At 66.3% G+C, this 18,694-nt stretch carries 14 protein-coding genes and 4 pseudogenes; 10 read left to right on the forward strand and 8 right to left on the reverse strand.

The annotated features are described in order from the left end of the window. The first annotated feature begins 43 nt into the window (after window positions 1–43). The 3 genes and pseudogenes from OIC96_RS01010 to OIC96_RS01020 form a co-directional block, all read left to right on the forward strand. Entirely contained in the window at window positions 44–382 is a 339-nt protein-coding gene (locus OIC96_RS01010; RefSeq protein ID WP_330309785.1) for a hypothetical protein, read from the forward strand. Between the two features lie 157 nt (window positions 383–539). Then, a pseudogene (locus OIC96_RS01015) lies at window positions 540–1,370 on the forward strand (IS5 family transposase). 329 nt (window positions 1,371–1,699) lie between these two features. Next, window positions 1,700–2,064 (forward strand): annotated as a pseudogene (locus OIC96_RS01020) (transposase); the annotation flags it as partial. Between the two features lie 76 nt (window positions 2,065–2,140). Here OIC96_RS01020 and OIC96_RS01025 read toward each other — a convergent pair. Beyond that, window positions 2,141–2,704 (reverse strand): TetR/AcrR family transcriptional regulator, encoded by a 564-nt coding sequence (locus OIC96_RS01025; RefSeq protein WP_330309784.1) that lies wholly within the window; start codon window positions 2,702–2,704, stop codon window positions 2,141–2,143. A gap of 146 nt (window positions 2,705–2,850) precedes the next feature. Between OIC96_RS01025 and OIC96_RS01030 the strand changes: the two genes are divergently transcribed. Next, the gene (locus tag OIC96_RS01030; protein WP_330309783.1) at window positions 2,851–4,320 is read left to right on the forward strand and encodes an MFS transporter; all 1,470 of its coding nucleotides are present in this window, start codon (window positions 2,851–2,853) and stop codon (window positions 4,318–4,320) included. A gap of 158 nt (window positions 4,321–4,478) precedes the next feature. On the opposite strand, the gene OIC96_RS01035 is transcribed toward OIC96_RS01030, so the two are convergent. Next, the gene (locus OIC96_RS01035) at window positions 4,479–7,505 is read right to left on the reverse strand and encodes an NACHT domain-containing protein (RefSeq protein ID WP_330309782.1); all 3,027 of its coding nucleotides are present in this window, start codon (window positions 7,503–7,505) and stop codon (window positions 4,479–4,481) included. A gap of 150 nt (window positions 7,506–7,655) precedes the next feature. Between OIC96_RS01035 and OIC96_RS01040 the strand changes: the two genes are divergently transcribed. After that, window positions 7,656–7,865: a hypothetical protein gene (locus tag OIC96_RS01040; RefSeq protein ID WP_330309781.1), complete on the forward strand. Its 210-nt coding sequence runs from the start codon at window positions 7,656–7,658 to the stop codon at window positions 7,863–7,865. A 428-nt stretch (window positions 7,866–8,293) separates the two neighbouring features. Then, window positions 8,294–9,088, forward strand: coding sequence for an IS21-like element helper ATPase IstB (gene istB / locus OIC96_RS01045; protein WP_330309780.1), 795 nt, complete (start codon window positions 8,294–8,296; stop codon window positions 9,086–9,088). Between the two features lie 750 nt (window positions 9,089–9,838). Here istB and OIC96_RS01050 read toward each other — a convergent pair. Then, window positions 9,839–10,402, reverse strand: a complete 564-nt coding sequence (locus OIC96_RS01050) for a dihydrofolate reductase family protein (RefSeq protein WP_330309779.1) — start codon at window positions 10,400–10,402, stop codon at window positions 9,839–9,841. A gap of 333 nt (window positions 10,403–10,735) precedes the next feature. Here OIC96_RS01050 and OIC96_RS01055 point away from each other — a divergent pair, with 333 nt between their 5' ends. Next, window positions 10,736–11,320 carry a DinB family protein gene (locus tag OIC96_RS01055; protein WP_330309778.1) on the forward strand — a complete coding sequence of 195 codons (585 nt, stop codon included), beginning with the start codon at window positions 10,736–10,738 and terminating at the stop codon, window positions 11,318–11,320. Window positions 11,321–11,330: 10 nt separating this feature from the next. On the opposite strand, the gene OIC96_RS01060 is transcribed toward OIC96_RS01055, so the two are convergent. Further along, a complete protein-coding gene (locus OIC96_RS01060; RefSeq protein WP_328457737.1) occupies window positions 11,331–11,951 on the reverse strand; it encodes a TetR/AcrR family transcriptional regulator in 621 nt (206 codons plus the stop codon). Between the two features lie 36 nt (window positions 11,952–11,987). Here OIC96_RS01060 and OIC96_RS01065 point away from each other — a divergent pair, with 36 nt between their 5' ends. After that, window positions 11,988–12,785 (forward strand): alpha/beta fold hydrolase, encoded by a 798-nt coding sequence (locus tag OIC96_RS01065; protein ID WP_330309777.1) that lies wholly within the window; start codon window positions 11,988–11,990, stop codon window positions 12,783–12,785. Then, a pseudogene (locus OIC96_RS01075) lies at window positions 12,785–13,720 on the forward strand (IS481 family transposase). The gene OIC96_RS01065 and the pseudogene OIC96_RS01075 overlap by 1 nt, the downstream one beginning before the upstream one ends. Before the next feature lie 422 nt (window positions 13,721–14,142). On the opposite strand, the gene OIC96_RS01080 reads toward OIC96_RS01075, so the two are convergent. Together OIC96_RS01080 and OIC96_RS01085 are read right to left on the reverse strand one after the other, a co-directional pair. Beyond that, the gene (locus OIC96_RS01080; protein WP_330309776.1) at window positions 14,143–14,718 is read right to left on the reverse strand and encodes a transcriptional regulator; all 576 of its coding nucleotides are present in this window, start codon (window positions 14,716–14,718) and stop codon (window positions 14,143–14,145) included. A 461-nt stretch (window positions 14,719–15,179) separates the two neighbouring features. Continuing rightward, window positions 15,180–15,380, reverse strand: coding sequence for a hypothetical protein (locus OIC96_RS01085; protein ID WP_330309775.1), 201 nt, complete (start codon window positions 15,378–15,380; stop codon window positions 15,180–15,182). Between the two features lie 289 nt (window positions 15,381–15,669). Here OIC96_RS01085 and OIC96_RS01090 point away from each other — a divergent pair, with 289 nt between their 5' ends. Further along, window positions 15,670–16,203 (forward strand): hypothetical protein, encoded by a 534-nt coding sequence (locus OIC96_RS01090; RefSeq protein WP_330309774.1) that lies wholly within the window; start codon window positions 15,670–15,672, stop codon window positions 16,201–16,203. A 275-nt stretch (window positions 16,204–16,478) separates the two neighbouring features. Here OIC96_RS01090 and OIC96_RS01095 read toward each other — a convergent pair. After that, window positions 16,479–16,682: pseudogene (locus OIC96_RS01095) on the reverse strand (YceI family protein); the annotation flags it as partial. A 108-nt stretch (window positions 16,683–16,790) separates the two neighbouring features. Further along, complete coding sequence (locus tag OIC96_RS01100; protein WP_330309773.1) at window positions 16,791–18,506, reverse strand: LPXTG cell wall anchor domain-containing protein; 1,716 nt, start codon at window positions 18,504–18,506, stop codon at window positions 16,791–16,793. Window positions 18,507–18,694: the final 188 nt, after the last annotated feature.

Raw genomic sequence — 18,694 nt, forward strand, 5'->3', positions numbered from 1 at the left:
GAAGATCGTCAATTGGTGCTGCGCCTATGGAACGATCACCGGCATGGAGATCCTTCGGTACGTGTTCCTTGTCTTCCACCTCTTCGGGTTCGCCGCGATCATGGGTGGCGTCTTCTTCCAGTTGAGAGGGAAGGACCCGGTGACCGGCAGTTACATGCCGATCAGCGCGGTCGTTCAGCTGGTCACCGGTGCGGGACTCATATGGACCCGGACGTCCCTGGACCTGCCGGTGGACAACGCGAAGATGGGGGTGAAGCTGGCCCTGGACGTCCTGGTGGCGGTAACAGCGCTCGTGGGCATGCGCAACAAGCAGCAGTGGGCGTTCTATGCCGTGGGGACGTTCACGGCGGCCGCAGCCATCGTGGCCGTTGCATGGACGTAGTTCCCCAGTGGGCCCTGGCGCGTGTTCGGACGCCATGTCACACACCGTACTTTGAGAGGGTGGTATGCGATCTGGTGTCCGTGATGCTGTCGCCTGAACGTGTGGCTCTGGGGGAATCGGGCTGGTTGTGGGGCGGGGGTTCTGCTGGATTCCTGGCGTGAGTGAGCGGCAGCTATACATGAGCGACTTATTCGAGGAGCGCTGGTCTCTGGTCGAGCCCGTGATCTCGGCCTGGAAGGCCCAACACCCCTCGGTGAGCGGGCATTTGGGCCGGTACGAGATGCGGGAGATCGTCAACGCTCTGCTCTATCAGTCACGGACCGGCTGCCAGTGGGTCTGCCTGCCGCACGACCTCCCGCCGCCGGGCGCGGTGAAGTACTACTTCTGCACCTGGCGCGACGACGGCACGGACAAGGTCATCTATGACCTGCTGCGGTGGAGGGTGCGGGAGCGCCGGGGGCGATTGGAGGACCCGTCGTTGGTGGTGCTGGACGCCCAGAGCCTCCATGCGGCTTCCGGTGTTCCTGCATCCACGACGGGCCGGGATGCGAATTAGAGGGTGCCGGGCCGCAAACGGGCCCTGGCTGTAGACGTGTTGGGCCTGGTGATCGCGGCGGTGGTGGTGCCGGCCTGCACGTACGACAACGCCGCGGGTATCGCCGTGCTGGACAAGGTCGCCGCCGACAATGCGAGTGTCGTCAAGGCGCTGGTGGGTCAGGGGTTCAAGAAGGCCGTCGTGGATCACGGTCAGAAACTGGGCATCGAGGTCGAGGTCGTCACGCGCAACCCTGGTGACGTGGGGTTTGTTCCGCAGGCCAAGCGGTGGGTGGTGGAGCAGACAAACGGGATCCTGATGTTCTTGCGCAGGCTGGTGCGGGACTACGAACACCTCACGTCCTCGGCCGAGTCGTGAATCTACTGGGCCATAAGCGACGTGATGGCGCGTCGGCTGACCGGCACGGCCGCACCGGCCTGGCGCGGCGCATGACCAACCCCGACCTCACCCTCGGTGCCGTCCTGGTCCTGCTTGAGACCCGCGAACAGCAGATCACTGCCGAACAGGAAACTGTCCGCGCGCAGATCGCGGAGCTGTCCGCGCAACTCACCGAATTCGAGCAGGAGGCCGCGAGCGTCACGACGACCCGTCAGACACTCCTCGCCCTGCCCGATCCCGAACCGGCGCCGGCGACCACCCCGGCTCCCATCCCGCCGGATGCCCCGGCCTATGAGCAGATCCTGGCCGTACTCACCCGCGCGGACGGACCGCTACGCGTGCGAAGCATCTGCGAAGAGGTCGGCGTGGAGCTGACGAACAGCAAAATCTCTGGAGCGAACCTGCACGACAGCCAGGCGCTGATCCCGCTGGTGCAGGGCATACCCCCCATCCGCTCCCGGCGCGGACGCCGGCGGCGCAGACCGGGAAAGCTCCACGCCGACAAGGGGTACGACTACGACCACCTGCGGCGATGGTTACGCGGGCGCGGCATCAGGCACCGCATCGCCCGCAGGGGCATCGAATCCTCGACCCGGCTGGGCCGACACCGCTGGACCATAGAACGCACGATGTCCTGGCTCGCCAATGACGCAGACTGCACCGCCGCTACGAGCGCAAAGCCGATCACTTCCTGGCCTTCACCAGCTTCGCCCGCACTCTCATCTGCTACCGCAGACTCACCAAATGAAATGACGTCGTAGTAGAGCACCTCACGGAGCCCTGGCCACCGCGTCCGAGGGCTGATCCCGGGGACCGGGTTGAGCTCACAGCAATCGGTCGACCAGCCCGTCGACGTAGTCCGGTGTGAGCTCCATGCCGAACAAGACGCGGATATACATCGGGGCCAGGATGTGGTCCAGCACGCCGAACGCGTCAGGTGCGTGCTCGCCGCGTTCGCTGGCGCGATCGAGCATGGACTGCAGTTGCCGGGTGCGTTCGGCGCGGAGGTCGTCACGCGCCTGCAGGCCCTGCTGACCGTTGCTCGACAGGGCGACAGCCAGGCGCACCAACAACAGGCCGTCGGGTCCGGTGATCTCGCGGGCCACTTGGGCCGCGTAAGTGCGCAGATCGCCGTCCAGACTCCCGGTGTCGGGCATCGGCGACTGCGCGTTGAGGCGGGTGAGTGTCACGTCGGCGAGCAGGGTTTCCAGGCCGCCCCACCGGCGGTAGATGCTGCTGTCGGCAACGCCCGCGCGGGCTGCGACCTCGCCGACGGTGAAGTTGCCGTAGCCGCGCTCGTTGATCAGCTCGGTGACGGCCCGGTGCACCTCCGCGCCCACGCGGGCGCTGCGCCCGCCGGGCCGCCGGGCTCGCTGTCGCTCGTTCATGCCCCCACCTTAACGCAGTTGGGGCTTGCGTTTACGAGGCAACCCTCCTTACAGTCTCCTAACGCAGCCACCGGCTGCTTTAGGGCGCCCGGAGGCTGACCGCGTCGGCCGTGGAGAGGCGTATCTGACGACTGAGAGGAATCCCCATGGCTGCATCGCCTGCGGCCGTAGGCAGTCGGCCGAACCGGGCCGTGCTGCTCACGGTGACCTGCCTGGGCCAATTCATGGTCCTGCTCGACAACACGATTGTTGGAGCAGCGCTGCCCGATATGCAGCACCGGCTGCACACTCAGCTGACCGGTCTGCAATGGATCGTCGACGCGTACGTACTGCTGGTCGCCATGCTGCTGCTGTCCGGCGGTATCTTCGCCGACCGGTTCGGCCGCAAGCGGGTGTACCTGACCGGCGTGGCGGTGTTCACCGTCGCGTCGCTGCTGTGCAGCCTCGCGCCGTCGGTCGGCTGGCTGGTCGCCGGCCGGGTGCTGCAGGGCATCGGGGCCGCGGCGCTGGCCCCTGCCTCTCTCGCCCTGCTCGCCGCCGCCTATCCCGTGCCGCAAGAACGAATCAAGGCGATCGGGCTGTGGGCCGGACTCAGCGGAATCGGTCTGGCCGCAGGCCCCGTGGCCGGCGGCGTGCTGACAGATGCCTTCGGCTGGCCCGCCATCTTCCTGGTCAATCTGCCCATCGGCGTGGTCCTTCTGCTGGTCGGTCTGCGCAGCCTTGAAGAGACCCGCAATCCGAGCGCCCCCGCGATCGATGTCCCGGGGACGGTGCTGTCCGTTCTGGGGGTGGGGGCGCTGACCTATGGGCTGATCGAGGGTGGTGCCCGCGGCTGGACGTCGTCGGTGATCCTGGGCAGCTTCACCGCCGCGGTGATCCTCCTCGCCGCCTTCGTCGCCGTCGAAGCGCGTCGTTCCGCTCCGATGCTGCCGCTGCGGTTGTTCCGGCAGCGGCTGTTCACCGTGTCCAACACCGCCATGGTCGTGGTGGGGTTCGCGCTCATGGGTTCGTCGTTCTTCTTCTCCCAGTTCTTCGTGTACGTCCAGGGCAGCTCGATCCTGCGCGCCGGCCTGCAGACCCTGCCGGTATCCCTCGCCATGGTGATCGTCAGCCCGTACGCGGGCCGGCTCGCCGCCCGGTACGGCTTCCGAATCGTGGTGACCAGCGGCCTGGCCCTGGCCGGCCTGGGACTGCTGGCGCTCGGCATGGTGCATGCCGACACCGGCTACGGGAACGTGTGGTGGCGGCTGGGAGTGGTCGGCATCGGCTTCGCCCTGGCCATGTCCCCACTGACGGGAGCCGCCATCCAAGCGGTCAGCCCGCAGGAAGGCGGCCTCGCATCAGGCATCAGCAGCAGCACCCGGCAGATCGGCGCGGTGCTCGGCGTGGCGGTACTCGGAGCCATCGTCCGCACCCGGCAATCCGGCGGCGCCTCCTTCGAGACCGGCCTCAACAGCGCCTTCCTCGCTGCCGGCACCGTCACTTTGGCCACCGCCGTGTTCACCGGCCTGTGGCTGGCGAGGTCCAAGCCCGCGGAAGGCTCCGCGGCGCCGCAACGTTCCACCGATCCAGATGCGGTCACCACCTCGAACGAGGCATCCACGAACAGCCGTTGACGGCGACACCGACCTGCGTTCTCCTCACTGACAGCATCGCCGCGACGTCTCGATGGCCACCGATATGCACCCCGCACTTGCTCTCGCCGTCGCCGCTTGACGCCGCAACCGCATCGGATGCCTGATCTGCGACCTGTTCGACCAAGGGGTTGGAGCCATCAGGTACCGGCGGGTGGCAGTGCCGGTGCTTTTGTCTTTGCTGGTGAGGACTGGCTCCGAGGACGTGGCTCGAAGGTGATGGACCCTTCCGGAAAGCACTCGGCACCGACAACGGTACTTACCCCGCACAGGCGGATCGTGAGGTTCGGCATTCCGTGCAGAGGGGTGAGGTCGATGCGTGTGTTCTTGTCCGGTGGGCCCAGTGTCAGGCTTTGAAGGCCGGGCAGCGCGGAGCGGACGATGCTCAGGTCACCGTCTTCTCCCGTCCAGTCACTCTTGTTGGCCATGAAGAATGACTTTATTTGTGGGGCGGGGGGCATACGCAAGAGCATGGAGAGGTTGGCCTCTTTCTGGAGCATGAGAGTTTTCAGCGCCGGCAGGGTCGCCACTTCGGAGAAACCGTCAACGAGGCCGGTCAAGTTCAACACCGCAAGCTGATCCCAGCGTCCTATGCCGCGCAGAGTGAGATTTTTGCACGCCTCGAATGTGAGCATCAGGGTCTTCAGAGTTGAGTTTATTTCGAGCTGCCCTAAATCACGGATCGGCAGTTCCATACCCAATCCTAAATAGCCGACTCCAGCCAGTTTGGCTAGGTGCTCGACACACCTGGGGGAACCGTCGAAAACGAAGAGTGTCTGAATGGGTAGCTCGGTGATGCCTGCCAGGTCTGCAACTCTTGGACAGTCGTACAGGTTGAGCTCCGTGAGGGAAGTAAAAGACCGAAGAAAGTCCAGGTTCTCCAGACTTTTATTGTTCGAGATGGTCAGCGAGGATATTTCCTGCGGGGCGAAGGAAGTGGTCATGATATTCCCATGAAAGGTTTCCCGGCATTTTGCTCGACCTGGAATTTTCATGCGGTGGAATGTGGCCAACTGCTCGGGATTTTCTATTAGCACATTTGAGAGGTTAGGTGTTTGGGAAAGGATTTCACGGGCATAGTCGTCCGTGTCGAAGCGGCTCCACGAGTTCTCTATTGTCCATCGAACACTGTCAAGAGTGCAGTTGCGGAATCTCTTCATGACGGACAGGGCGGCGTCGCCGCCAACATTCCTAGCCGTTTGGACGACGGCCAAGGCCTCGTCGTCTTCGAGTCCGTCAGGACCGGGCAGTAGATCGAGGATGATCGGGCCCACGGCTGCCAATGCCTGGGCCTCCTCGGCACTGCGCGGTGGCAGAAGTTCGGCAGTACGGTTCCGAACCTCCTGGCGTACCTGCGGATCGATCTCCGTGGCGTATTCGAGACAGGCCGTGGCGAGCAGGTGAAGACGGCTGCGGTGTTTGAGCGTTCGGTCGCCACGGTTGACGAGTCGACGCAGAAGCGTGGCTCGTTCGGCAGGGCGGGCGTGTGCCACGGCCATGCGCAGCACGTCTTCCCACTGGTCGTCATGGGCGTTGCGGACCAGGAGGGGAATGTCGCGGGCTTCGATGGCAGCCTTGGCTCCCAGGTAGTCCTGGAAGGTCCGGTGGACGAAATCGATGGTGTCCACCGTAGGAGTGCGCAGCAGGCCGCTGCGGGCGATGAGATGGGCGAGAACCTGGGCGGCGTCGGCCTGATGGGCAATGTCGGGCATGGCGGGGAGGGCCTCGTCGATGAGGGCCCGGGCTGTGTCGTGGTCGAGTTCGGTCTGGCCGTTTCGGATCAGCCAGTAGGCCAGACGCTGGAGGACTTGGACGCTCTGGCGTTCGGTCAGGACGAGGCCTTCGGTGGCGCCGATGCCACGTTCACGGTCTCGGCGGTGCAGCAACATCGACAGGGCAGCCTCGTACAACTCCATGCGTCCGTGCGGCAGTTGGCCACGCCGGTCACGATGTAGGGCGCAGACCAGGGCGCACAGCAGCGGGGTCGTGGTCAGGCGGGACAGGTCGGGCTGGGAACGCACCGTGTCCTTCAGTGCCTCTTCCAGCGCAGCCAGGCCCGCGCGTTCCTCAACGGCGGGGGTCCCCGCAGCAGCCGCCTTGTACCAGCGGGTGACGAACACCGTTGCATCCCGGTTGCTCATCGACCGTACCGTCAGTTCGGTGAAGCCACTATCGGTCAACCATCCCTCAGGTACCGCGGATGGCCGGGTCGTGACCAGGTAGGCGGCCCGCGGGTAGGCCGCGAGTAGATCGTGCAACCACTGTCGGGTTTGCTCGCGTTGCGCCTGCGGGACCTCGTCCAGGCCGTCCACGAGTATCAGGCCCCGGCCGTCGAGGAGGACACGGTCGACCCAGCCCGGCGGCTGGGAGCCCGCGCGGGGGCAGCCGACGGAGGCCAAATACTGATCAGGGACGGGAAGTTCGCGGCGCCGTACCAAACTCCGCAACGGCAGGACGAATGGTAGACAGTCCGCCAGATGCGACAGTTCGGGCGGCAGCCTTCGGCGGGCGGTGGCGACCGCGAGCCACTGCAACAAAGTGGTCTTGCCGCTGCCGGCCAGTCCTCGTACGAGGATCCGCTGACGTCCAGCCAGGGCTTGCTCGGCACGCTCCACTCGAATCTCCGCGCCGCTGTCCGAGCTCATGCGTACGTCCGCTCTCATCGAGCCGACAAGCACATCAGCGCCCATCTCCCCTTGGTGCCCTGCCGGTACTAAGCCCCACATGGGTGTGGTGAACTCAAGACTGAGATAGGCGGCATCCATGGGCCAGGACGCACGGTCCGGCCGGGACAGATCAAGCCCGATCACCGACAACGTCCCGTATTGACGCTCCACATACTGCCGGTACCAGCTCTCGAACACCTGGTGCGTGGCTGGCCCGGCGTCCGCTGTGCCTCCCACCGTCAAGGCAGGTGCCGTAGGGGGCAGGGCACGGGCGCGCAGGCGTAGCAGCGGAGCGGGGTCGGTTCCCACCGCTGCGGCGAGCGCCACCACTGTCACCTCGCTGGGCACACTCGTTCCGTTCAGCGCCTGGCTGACCGTGGTGCGGCTCAGACCGGCCCGGATGGGTAGCGAGGTCATCGACAACCGCTGTTGGACCCGAAGGCTCCGCAGCCGCTCCTTCAGTTCCGCCAATGCCTCCTGCTGGCGCTTACTCGTCTCCACCGGCCCTCCGTGGACAACAACGACCTGCTTGTTCAGGCCTGTTCATCTTTGTCCAACTGAACTCCGTTGTACGCGACTTGAACCATCTTCCTTTCCGTCACCCACGGGACCCAGCCCGTCGGCTCCCCTCCATGGAAACGGAAAACGCCCATGCCTGCCTCGTCCACACATTTGGCTCTGCTGGCGCTCGTCCTGCTTGCCGCCGTACTTCTCGCCCTCCTGACCGCCGTAGTCGCCGCGCTCCTCGCCCGCTGGGACGGTGTTTCTCTCCCTGCCGCGCTGCTCCGGGCCGGAGTCGCCTTCGGCGGAACCCTCACCCTCGTCACCGCTCTGCTCGCGCTGTCAACCAGCCACCTCTGATCCGGCGAGTGGAAGGGGTCCTGGTTCCCCAAACGCGCAGGGGCTTCAGACGCCATCCGCTTTCCGAACGTGGTCGTTTGGTTCGGGCTGGGTGGGCATGAACTCCGGCTGACGGCGGGAGAGATGGGCGTGGCCCGTCCGTTCGTCTCGCTTGTGGAGGTGGCTGGTGCCGTCAGTGCTCGGTCTGCTGGAGGCCCGGGAGAAGAAGGTCCGGGAAGAGGTCGCGCGGTTGCGGGAGGAGGCCTGAGCAGGTGCAGGCCGCCCTCGGTGAGGTGGAACGCGCACTTCAGCGTCTTGTGGATGCCCGTGTGACGGTGGCCGCTCTGCCGCCCGATCCGCGCCCGCTGCCCTCGGTGGCCGCCTACGACCAGCTCCTTCGTCATACCCGGTCGTCGGCCGGGCGTCCCACCAGCTAAGGGAGTCCCGCCATGAGTGCCACCCGTCCGCGCGGCCTGACCGAACCCGCCGCCGATGCCGCCATCGACGCGGCTTGCCGGAACCTGCGCCTGCCCACGATGCGAAGCCAGTTCTCCGAGTTGGCGGACGCCGCGGCGCGCGACCAGATGACTTACCGCGGGTTCCTGGCCGAGCTGCTGATGGCCGAGTGCGACGACCGCAACCGCCGCCGCTCCGAGCGGCGGATCAAGGCGGCCGGCTTCCCGCGCAAGAAGGCGCTGCGCACGTTCGACTTCGACGCAAACTCCGCCATCGACCCGGCGGCGATCCACACCCTGGCTTCCTGCGAATGGGTCCGCAAGGGGCTGCCGCTGTGTCTGATCGGCGACTCGGGGACCGGCAAGTCCCACCTGCTGATCGCCCTGGGCACCGAGGCCGCGATGGCCGGCTTCCGGGTCAAGTACGTCCTGGCCACCAAGCTCGTCAACGAGCTTGTCGAGGCAGCCGACGAGAAGCTGCTGACCAAGACCATCGCCCGCTACGGCCGCGTCGACCTTCTCTGTATTGATGAACTCGGCTATACGGAGCTGGACAGGCGGGGCGCCGAACTGCTGTTCCAGGTGCTGACCGAGCGCGAGGAGAAGAACAGTATGGCCATCGCCTCCAACGAATCGTTCTCCTCGTGGACCAAGACGTTCACCGACCCCAGGCTCTGCGCGGCCGTCGTCGACCGTCTCACCTTCGGCGGCAACATCATCGAGACCGGCAGCGACTCCTACCGCCTCGCCCACACCAAAGCCAGGCAGCGCGCCACCGCAGACTCCTGACCACGATGGCCTGCGGTGCCACCGCTGTCACCGTTCCCGAATGCGCCACCACCACCAGCGCCCTGCCGTCCACTCGCTCGCCCAATCCGGGTTCGGAAGAGTACGACGCTCGAACTCAACATCGATCTGCTCCACCAGGCGGCCCAGGTCGGCTCGGGCTCCCCTCGGAAGGTGCCTCAGAGCCACCTCCAGCGCATCGCGGCCGTCTTCGACCTCGATACCAGGACTCTCACCGGGGCCAGTCAGATAACGTCCCGGCTGCCTGAAGGCCCACTCAAATCGGTTGAGCGCGTCAGCAACGGCGTTCGGCCACAGGTACTCGGCCTCAACACGGCGAACAGCGGCCCGTGTCCGAGCAGATACCCCCGGAATCCGAGGGACCGGCACATGTGTGGGGGGCCGCCACCGCTCCGCTCGGACGGCCTTCGGGCGCCTACGCGGCATCGCCCTTTCGGATGGGAACCATGTCGGCATTCTGCCACGGCCACACCTTCGAGGTGGGGCCAACCGACTCGGTCACGCTTCTCATCGAAGATCCCCAACTGGGGCCATCAGACTCGGGCGGGTTCCAGCGATCATCGCAACACAGTGATCATTCCAGTGTTGCGACGAGCTTGGCGAAGAGGTCTGCGGGGGTCTGCCAGCCGAGGGTCCTGCGGGGGTGGCTGTTGAGTTCGGCGGCGACGAAGGCGAGCCAGCTCCTCCGGTGTCACCCGCGGAGCATATGGCCCGTGACTCCCGGACGGGCGCTCAGCGCCTCGTCTCGTACCTGGTCAGGATCACGCCGCAGGGAAGTGTCCGCGTCTCCACCAGGTTCAGGTTCACCCAGTTGTCCAGCGCGGTGAAGAACGGCGTGCCGCCGCCCACCAGGACCGGCGCGGTGGCCAGCACGTACTCGTCAATCAGCCCGGCCCGCATGGCCGCCCCGGCGAGCGTCGCGCCGCCGATGTCCATCGGGCCGCCGTCCTCGGCCTTGAGCCGGGTGATCTCGGCGACCGCGTCGCCGGTGACCAGGCGGGTGTTCCAGTCGACCTTGTCGATCGTCGAGGAGAACACCACCTTCGACATGTCCCGCCAGCGGCGCGCGAACTCGATCTCCGCCGGGGTGGCGTTGGGCTGCTGGTCGCCGGTCGGCCAGTGGGAGCTCATCGTCTGCCACAGCTTGCGCCCGTACAGCGACAGGTCGGTCGCCTGCAACTGGTCGGACCAAAACTGGAACAGCTCGTCGCTCGGCACGCTCCAGCCGATGTCGTCGCCGGGCGCGGCGATGTAGCCGTCCAGGGTCAGGTTCATGCCGTAGATCAGTTTCCGCATGGCGCCAGCCTTCCGTGAGTCGGTCTCACGCGTGCAGACCGGCGCGGCGCGGGAAACTCATCGGTGCGCGATCTGAGCTCGCATGTAGTCCTCGTGCTCGGTGGCTCAGCCGCAGACTCATTGTTCCGCCGAGGAAATGGCATCGACCTGAGACTGATCTTGGGTGACATCGCGGTGAGACAACAGAGAACCAGCAGGTCACAGAAGATCGACATGTCATCGGCGGCGAGACCCTACAGGCGGCGGCCATGGCCAGGCCTAGGCTCTGCCAGTCGTTGCGGACCACGTACGGGATCTTGAGACCACGAGCAGCCCATGGCAGGCTCATGCCGCATGATCGATGAATTCGCGAAAGACAACCTGCACGGGAGACTGCGGCGGGGCCGCAAGGCGCTGCTCTGGAAACTCGACGGCTTGTCCGAATACGACGCCCGCCGACCTTTGACAGTAACCGGGACCAACCTCCTCGGCCTGGTCAAACACGTGGCCACCGTCGAGGCCAGGTACTTCGGTGAGGTCTTCGACCGCCCTTCCCCGGAACCGCTGCCCCGGTGGCAGGACTACGACGGCAGCGATCTGTGGGCGACCGAGGACGAGACCCGCGATCAGATCACCGGGTTCTACCGGCGCACGTGGGAACACTCGGACACGACGATCAACGAGCTTCCCCTCGACGCCCCCGGCCACGTGCCGTGGTGGCCGGAGCCTTATCCCAACACGAACCTGTTCGCCGTCATGGTCCATGTCCTCGGCGAGTCCAACCGGCATGCCGGGCACGCCGATATCCTGCGCGAGGGCCTCGACGGCCGGACCGGGGTGCGCCCCGAATACGAGAAGCAGATCGACGAGGAAGCCCGTGCAGCCTACTGCGCGAAGATCGAGCAGGCCGCCAGGTCGGCCGCACCAATCAAGGCTTAGATGTTGCGGGTCAGGACGTTGGTGACGTGAGTTGTTGGCAGATCAGATGGTGAGCAAGTTGCGCCGTCGCGAGCAGGTCCTCGCGAGATGTGTCGCCGTTGGATCGCACTGACAATCCGTGCCAGACGCATTGGACGAGCCCGGTCAGGACCGCTGCGTTGGTGCCGGCGGCTAGTTCCCCTTCTTGGATCGCTCGTTCGATGCGTGCGAGGAGGGCCTGCTCGTTCGAGCTGTGCAGTTCGGCGACGTAGGCGCTGGTGTCGAGCGTGCTCGTGCTGTCGCTCATCACGGCACTGCTGATGAGACAGCCGGGGTGTGTGTCGCTTGGCTGGGTGAACTCGTGCACCGAGTCGGCGAGGATGCGTTTGATCACGGTCAGGATGTCGTTCTCGGCGACCGCCTGCTGATAGATCTCGCGGTACCGCTCGGCGTAGGTCCGAACCGCTTCCTCGAACAGTCCAGCCTTGCTGCCGAAGGCGGCGTAGAGGCTAGAGGTGGACAGACCGAGGGCCGCGGTCAGGGCGCGGGTCGAAGTGCCGGAGTAGCCGCGTCGCCAGAAGAGGCGAGCTGCATCAAGGACCACGCGGTCACGGTCAAAGGCTCGTGGTCGCCCACGGTTTCGTCCAGTCACGCTTGCATTATAGATCGTTTGCTCCATAATAAATTTATGGAGCAAACGATCCAGAAGAGGCTGCCGGTCGGCGGGGACAGTTGGGTGACGGTCGATGTGTACGGGGAGCCGGACGCTCCGGGCCTCGTCGTCGTCCCCGGCGTGATGAGCGACGCGCACACGTGGCGCCACGTTGCGGGCTCCGTCGACGCCTGGCCCTCGGTGGTAGTCGTAAACCGCCGGGGCCGCGCCCCCTCGGGGGCGCTGACCAACTCGTACTCGCTGCGGACAGAGATCGAGGACCTCGGCGTGGTCCTTGACGAGTTCGACAGCGCGCGGACGCTCTTCGGCTGGAGCTACGGCGGCTTGATCACCTTGCTGGCCGCCAACGAGCGCCCGATTCCCCAGGTGATCGCCTACGAGCCGGTGATGCGACCATTCGGACGTCATGCACTGCCGGACCTAAAGGCCGCAGAGGGGACGGCGGACTGGGATCGCTGCGTCGAGATCGTCAATCGGCAGATCTCCGGCTTCTCCGCAGCACATATCGACGACCTTCGGGCCGATCCCCACAGTTGGGCGACACTGCGTCGATTGAGCGGACCGCTGTACGCCGAACTCGGCGCCCTCAACGCGGAGCCACCTCCGGATCTGATGGCGCAGCAGGCAGAGCAAGCAGACCTGATCATCGGCCAGCGCAATCGCGGAACGGCCCCCTACGGAACGTCGTTCGATCACGTGCGGCAGCACGTCGCGCACGCCGAAGTCCACGAACTCCCTGGCCAGGGCCACCTGGCCCACATTCAGGCGCCGGCAGAGCTGGGCCACCTGCTCAACAACCTCGCCGCCATCTGATGGGCACCCACGCCAACGCACCGCTCTCCGTTGAGGGCCGCAGGCGACTGGTCGAGCGATGCCAGTCACGTCCGATCGCCCACGTTGCTGCGGAGATGGGCATCTCCAGGGCATGCGCCTCCAAGTGGGTCAACCGGTACCGCCGTCATGGCGAGCTCGGCCTGCACGACCGGTCCTCCACACCGCACCGCCACACCGGGCGAGGTAGTGGAGCGGATCGAGCAGATGCGCCGAAACCACAAGTGGTCCGCAGGACGAATCGCCTTCGAACTCAGCCAAACCGTTCACGCCGTGAGCCGTCGCACCATCACACCACTCGGAAACCACGCACAATCACCGCTCGCCGGCCGGGACACATGGTCCACATCGACGTGAAGAAGGTCGGACGGATACCTGACGGCGGCGGATGGCGAGCCCACGGCCGAAACAGCGACCGCTCCCGGGCAGTCAGCCGGAACAAGAAGAAGACCGGCCGTGGAGAGTACGTGTACCTACACTCCGCGGTCGACGGGCACACCCGCCTCGCCTACACGGAACCTTTGCCGGATGAGAAAGCCTCGACGGCGATAGCATTCCTGCACCGAGCCAGGGCGTGGTTTGCTGCACACGGCATCACCCGCATCGAACGGCTCGTCACCGACAATGGTGCCTGCTACCGCGCCGACGCGTTCACCCGCGCCCTACTTGGCTCACGGCACCAACGGATCCGGCCGTACACGCCCCGGCACAACGGGAAAGTGGAACGGTACAACCGGATCCTGGCAGAAGAGTTCCTGTACGCACGCACCTGGACCTCCGAAACCCAGCGCGTCCAAGCGCTGGCGGTGTGGAACATCCACTACAACTACCACCGACCCCACACCGCCCTCGGCGGACAACCACCCGCAGCAACACTCAGGCAGACCGTCACCAACGTCATGGCCTCATACACTTAGAGGCCTCTAAATCACCCCAGGCCAAGACGCCACGATCAACCGACTTTCGACGACACCGGCCAGCCGCCCAGCACATGACGCGACGACAATCCGACAGCTTCAAAGCGACAGAACAGTCCTGCCCTCAACAGCACGCTGCTCCCTCCGACACGCCGACGGGAGGACACCCGAGGCCGTGATATGTAGGCGTTTTTGTCAAGTGGGCAGGAGCGTATGGGCTCGTCGGTGCGGGCGTGGACATCCAGACCGACCGAAGTACGCTCGGAGAACATCCGGTGCCTCCCGGTAATTGCGGCACTACCCGCCACCGTGTTCACCGGTGGGCAACCCGTGTCAACTTCCCCTCGGGGCATCGGCCTTCGGCGCGGCAACCGTCCTCAGACACACCTCAGAACGGCCGCTTCATACGGTCTACAAGGGGATCAGGCCGCGAACCCGACGTTGGTCACATACTCGTACTCGCCCCACTGAGAGCCCAAGTCGACCACCACATCATTGACCCAGGCATCATCGAGCGCTTCGTCGTCGTCCTCGACCCAGGCCTGCACAATGCGGTCCCAGTGACGGACATTGAGCGTGCGGTACTCGATCACCCGCTGACGCGGCCTCGGAACCCGGGACTGGTTCAGCGGATGGAACTCCACACGTGTGCCACGGCCCTCACGATTGAGACGCGCAAGCAAGTACCGGGCCACATTGTGGCGCCGCACAGTACGGTACGCGGCCTCGATCCTGTCGAGGTTCTCCCCCGACGGACTCCGCCTGCCATCCAGCCACGCCCTGACCGTGCGATCCGTGACGGTCAGACCCGCATCCCGGGCAGCAGCGCGGGCGTGATCGCTGCGCGTGAGGTAGTGCAACCGGGCCAGCAGACCACGCCGCACCGTGACCGGAGTGGCGACAAAGCCGGCGAGTGCGTCGAGCCGACGGGCCACCGCCTCATGCCCTTTAAGGCCATGAGCCCCGTATTTCCCGAACTCGACGTTCCTCTCCGGCACTCTGCCTCCTCAGCCTGCACGTCACGTCATTGACGGGCCTTCAAACTCGCATACCACAGAACAAATCAAGACTACCGGAATTCGGGATACCACAAGAACAGCAACCCTAACTCCGAGAGGGCGAGGAAGCAGCAGAACCTCACCGGCCACGGCAACCGATGCCACACCTCCGGGGAAACGACACAACCGCCCGCTCAGCCCGCGCAATCCGGCCCAGCAGCCCCTTCGACGGTGCCGCACCGGAAGCAAGCCGCAACCCCCACGGCGGAACGGTGACCATGCGCGGCACTCCCCCGGTCCCGCGGGTCAGCGAGGGCACCGAGTCGCGCGAGCGCCTCGAAGACGCCCTCGGCGCCGGCGCACCGATCTCCGTCATCGGACCCGTTGCCGCCACTGCGCCCTCTCCAACCTGCCGGCTGTGACCGAGCGTCGCTGTGCGGGCAGTCGGCCACGACGTCTGGTCACATGTCCGGCAGAAGAAGCCAGACTTCGGAGAAGGCGAGGCCGTGCTCGTGGGTCACCAGCCGGAACCAGCTGTGGTGGCTGTTGCTCGCCGCCGACTGTCCGCTGGGCCCGGGGAGTTCGTGGGCCGGGGGGCACGTGCCGTGCGGGCCAATGCCCCATGGATGTACGCCTTCGCCCTCCTTCACTTCCTTCAGCACCTCTGGAAGCATTTGGGCCGACCTGGCCGCCGGACAAGGGGAGTCCGTCATGAAATCCGGTCTCGGGCTCATTCCGGTCCTGCTGTCCGCAGTACTCGTCAGCGGGTGCAGCAGCACCAGCGGCCCGGGCGAAGCAAGCGGCTCGGGTAGGTCATCCGGGACTCCGACGACCACGGCATCGGCACGGATCCCGGGCTGCGCACCGGCGTGCCTCTCAGGGGGTTCGGATCCCGGAAGCCTGTCGGCGGGCCCGTACCGGACGGCACACTTCTTCAACGGGCAGCTGACGGTGACATTCACAGGCCAGTGGGAGAGCCATGAGGACCAGCCCGTCGAGTTCTCCGTGGCACCGGAGGGCAACTGGGATACCCACCGGGTCCTGTTCTGGTCCGACATCATCCCGGTGGGCAAGGACCGGAAACGTGCCGCCGGAGTGCCCAGCACCGCAACAGGGCTTCTGGCCTGGCTCAGGAGCCGCCCCAACCTACAGGTCTCCGAACCTCGCAGCGGCACGATCGGCACCGGCGCGCTCCCGGCGAAGGTGGTCGACATCGCGATCTCCGGCAAGGCGGTGAACGAAGCCTCCGACTGCCCGGCGCGGGCCTGCGCGGACTTCCTGACCTGGCCGAATTCCGGCGACAACATCTACGGCATCGCCGAGCCGGCGGTGCTGCGGCTGTACCTGTCCGACGTCAAGTACGGAAGCAGAAGCCATCTGTTCGCCATCGGGATCGAAGGCCAGGACCAGACCGACCTCAAAGCCTTCCTGCCCGACGCGGAGGAGCTCATCGCCAGCGCCAACGCACCGATCAACCCAGCCTGAGCAGCTACGTCGCGAGTTTGCCGGCCAACTGGTAGGCCTGCGGTACCCGTTGAGCCTCTCGGGGCTGGGGCGCTCGTGCCGGTCGTGGGCGTGATCGGTAGTAGGTGATCGTCCGTCAACGCTGGACCTCGGCGTTCGTCAGCACGAGGAGAGCCCGCAGGAGCGTGGTCGCGTGGCGGGCGTTCATGCGGATTTTGGTGAGGATCCGCCCCCTGCTTCCCGAGTGAGGCAGGGGGCCGAGCCGTCTCCGCCGTCAGGCGAGCGGCGGAAGCTGCGCCCTGGACGGCCTGGAGGTCGATCCCGACGCGGCGCGTGGTGCCGATGGCGGCCATGCCGGCCTGGACGACCTGGACGACCTGGTTGTAGTTCATCGCGAAGTCCTCGCGCGGCAGTTCCACGGTGGCCCGGAACGCGGCCCGTGGGCCGCCCCACGGGTCGGGACCGGTGCCGAGGTAGGCCAGGTCCAGGTCAACGACCCGGGCCTTGTTTGTTTCCTGACCGCCGACGCCGGCGCGGAGGCCGACGGTCCGGCGCGCACGCCACGGGTGGGTGGCGTTGCTGCCGGGCCGTCAGTCACTCACGCGGTCTCACTTCCCGTGCAAGCCCCTGCGGCGACGTCCGCGGAGCACCAGCAAGCCGCCGGCAGCGATGACCAGCAGGCCACCGAAGGCGCTGTACGTGACAGCGTTGCTCGCCCCGGTGGAAGCCAGGTCGCCGGACGCGCTGCTCGGGGTCGCCTGGCCGACGGGTGCGCCGATCCCCCCCTGCGCACGGGTGCCGATCGTGCCGGAGGCGGTGACAACCGGCACGGCGGCGGTCGGCGTGGCGGCGGGCGTCGGCTTGTCAGTGCCGGCGGTCCCCGACGCGGGCTTCAGCTGAAGAGTCGTGATCGAGTACGGCGGCAGCGTCTGTGCGACCGCCGTGCCCCGCTTCGCCGTCGTCAGGGCAGTGTCTCCCTTGGCGTACGAAACGGTCGTGACCGCCCCTGCGGCCGGGGTGTATCCGGCGTACGAGAGCGACACCGGCGCCGCGTTCCGCGGGCTCTTGTTGATCAGCATGACGTTCAGACCGCCGGTGCTGTTCCGCACCGCGTGCACAGTGACCGACGAGTTGCCCGAGGACGACTTGACCATGGTGTCGCCAGGCTTCGCCAGTGCGGTCAGCGAGCGGATGCCCCAGTAGGTGGGGAAGGTTGTGTCGCGCGGCGGTTGGCACTTCCCCCCGGCGCAGGTGCCGGCGGAGAGAATGCCCCCGTCCTGGTAGTCGGTCTGGCCGTTGACGGTGGTGGGTGCCTGGTCCGTGCCGTTGTGCAGGTTCCACCAGTCCACGTGGGTGGCGCCTTGCTCGAACCAGGTCATGTAGGTGTCCGGCGCAAACAGGGCTGCGGCCTGGCTGGTCAAGGAGGGCGAGCCGACGCCGTCGGTCTCGGTGACCGCGATCTCCACCGAAGCGGCGCGCGAGCCCGCGTAGGTGGCGATCAGCGAGCGCAGCGTGGACCTGACACCGGCGATCCGGGAGGGGGTGTTCAGCAGGTCGGCCGTGGTGGTGCCGCCCGGATACCAGTGGACGATGACGAAGTCGATCGACTTCGCCGCGATGGAGAGCACCGTGTGGTTCCAGTCGGCGCTGTCACCGGGGGCCTTCTCCGTATCCGGCCAGCCGCCGGGGGTGGTGAGCACCGCTCCGATCTTCACCTTCGGGTCCACGGCCTTCATCGCCTTCGAGTAGGCGATCAGGTTCTTCGCGTACGCCGTCGGGCTCTTGTCGGCGTGGTTGTCAGTTTCCCAGCCCTTGCCGTCGCCGTAGTGCCCGTTGCCGTAGACCTCGTTGCCGATTTCCCAGTACTTCACGCCGTAGCCCTTGTCGACGTTGGCGTACTTGACCCAGTCGGCGGCCTCCTGGGGGGTGCCGGAACCGTAGTTCGCGGTCAGGATCGGCTGGGCGCCGACCTTCTTCGCGGTGGCCATGAAGTGGTCGAAGTCGGTGTTGGAGGGGATCCAGCCGGTGCCGTCGCCGGAGGTGTGGGTCTTCCAGTGGTAGTCGTCCGCGCCGGAGCCGCCGGGATAGCGCAGCTGCCGAACTCCCGCGGCCTTCATCAGCGATGTCACCTTGGCGTCCCCCATGTGCTCGTCGCCGAAGCCCGTGTTGAGGCCGACACCACTGCTGGGCACCGTGCCCAAGGAGGTACCGGCATCCACACGGATGCGGACGGTCGGCGCGGCGCCCGCGCTGGGCGCCAGGGCGCCGACGCCGACCGAGGCGGCGAGCACCGCCACCGCCCCCGCGACAAAGCGGCGGCGCATCCGGCTACGGCGGGGCGTGCGACCCCGAGGCATCGGCTGCTCGGCGGATCTCGGGTTGTCTGGTGACACGTGGGGCTCCGATCGGGTGTTGACACAGAGGGCGTAGCGCCGCTGACCACGGCTCGCCCTCGTCGGTACACCCCTAAGTGGCCACTCAGAGCGGAAAGGTTGCCATCTCAATCATTTTT

Source organism: Streptomyces sp. NBC_00775, assembly GCF_036347135.1.
Lineage (GTDB): Bacteria > Actinomycetota > Actinomycetes > Streptomycetales > Streptomycetaceae > Streptomyces > Streptomyces lutosisoli.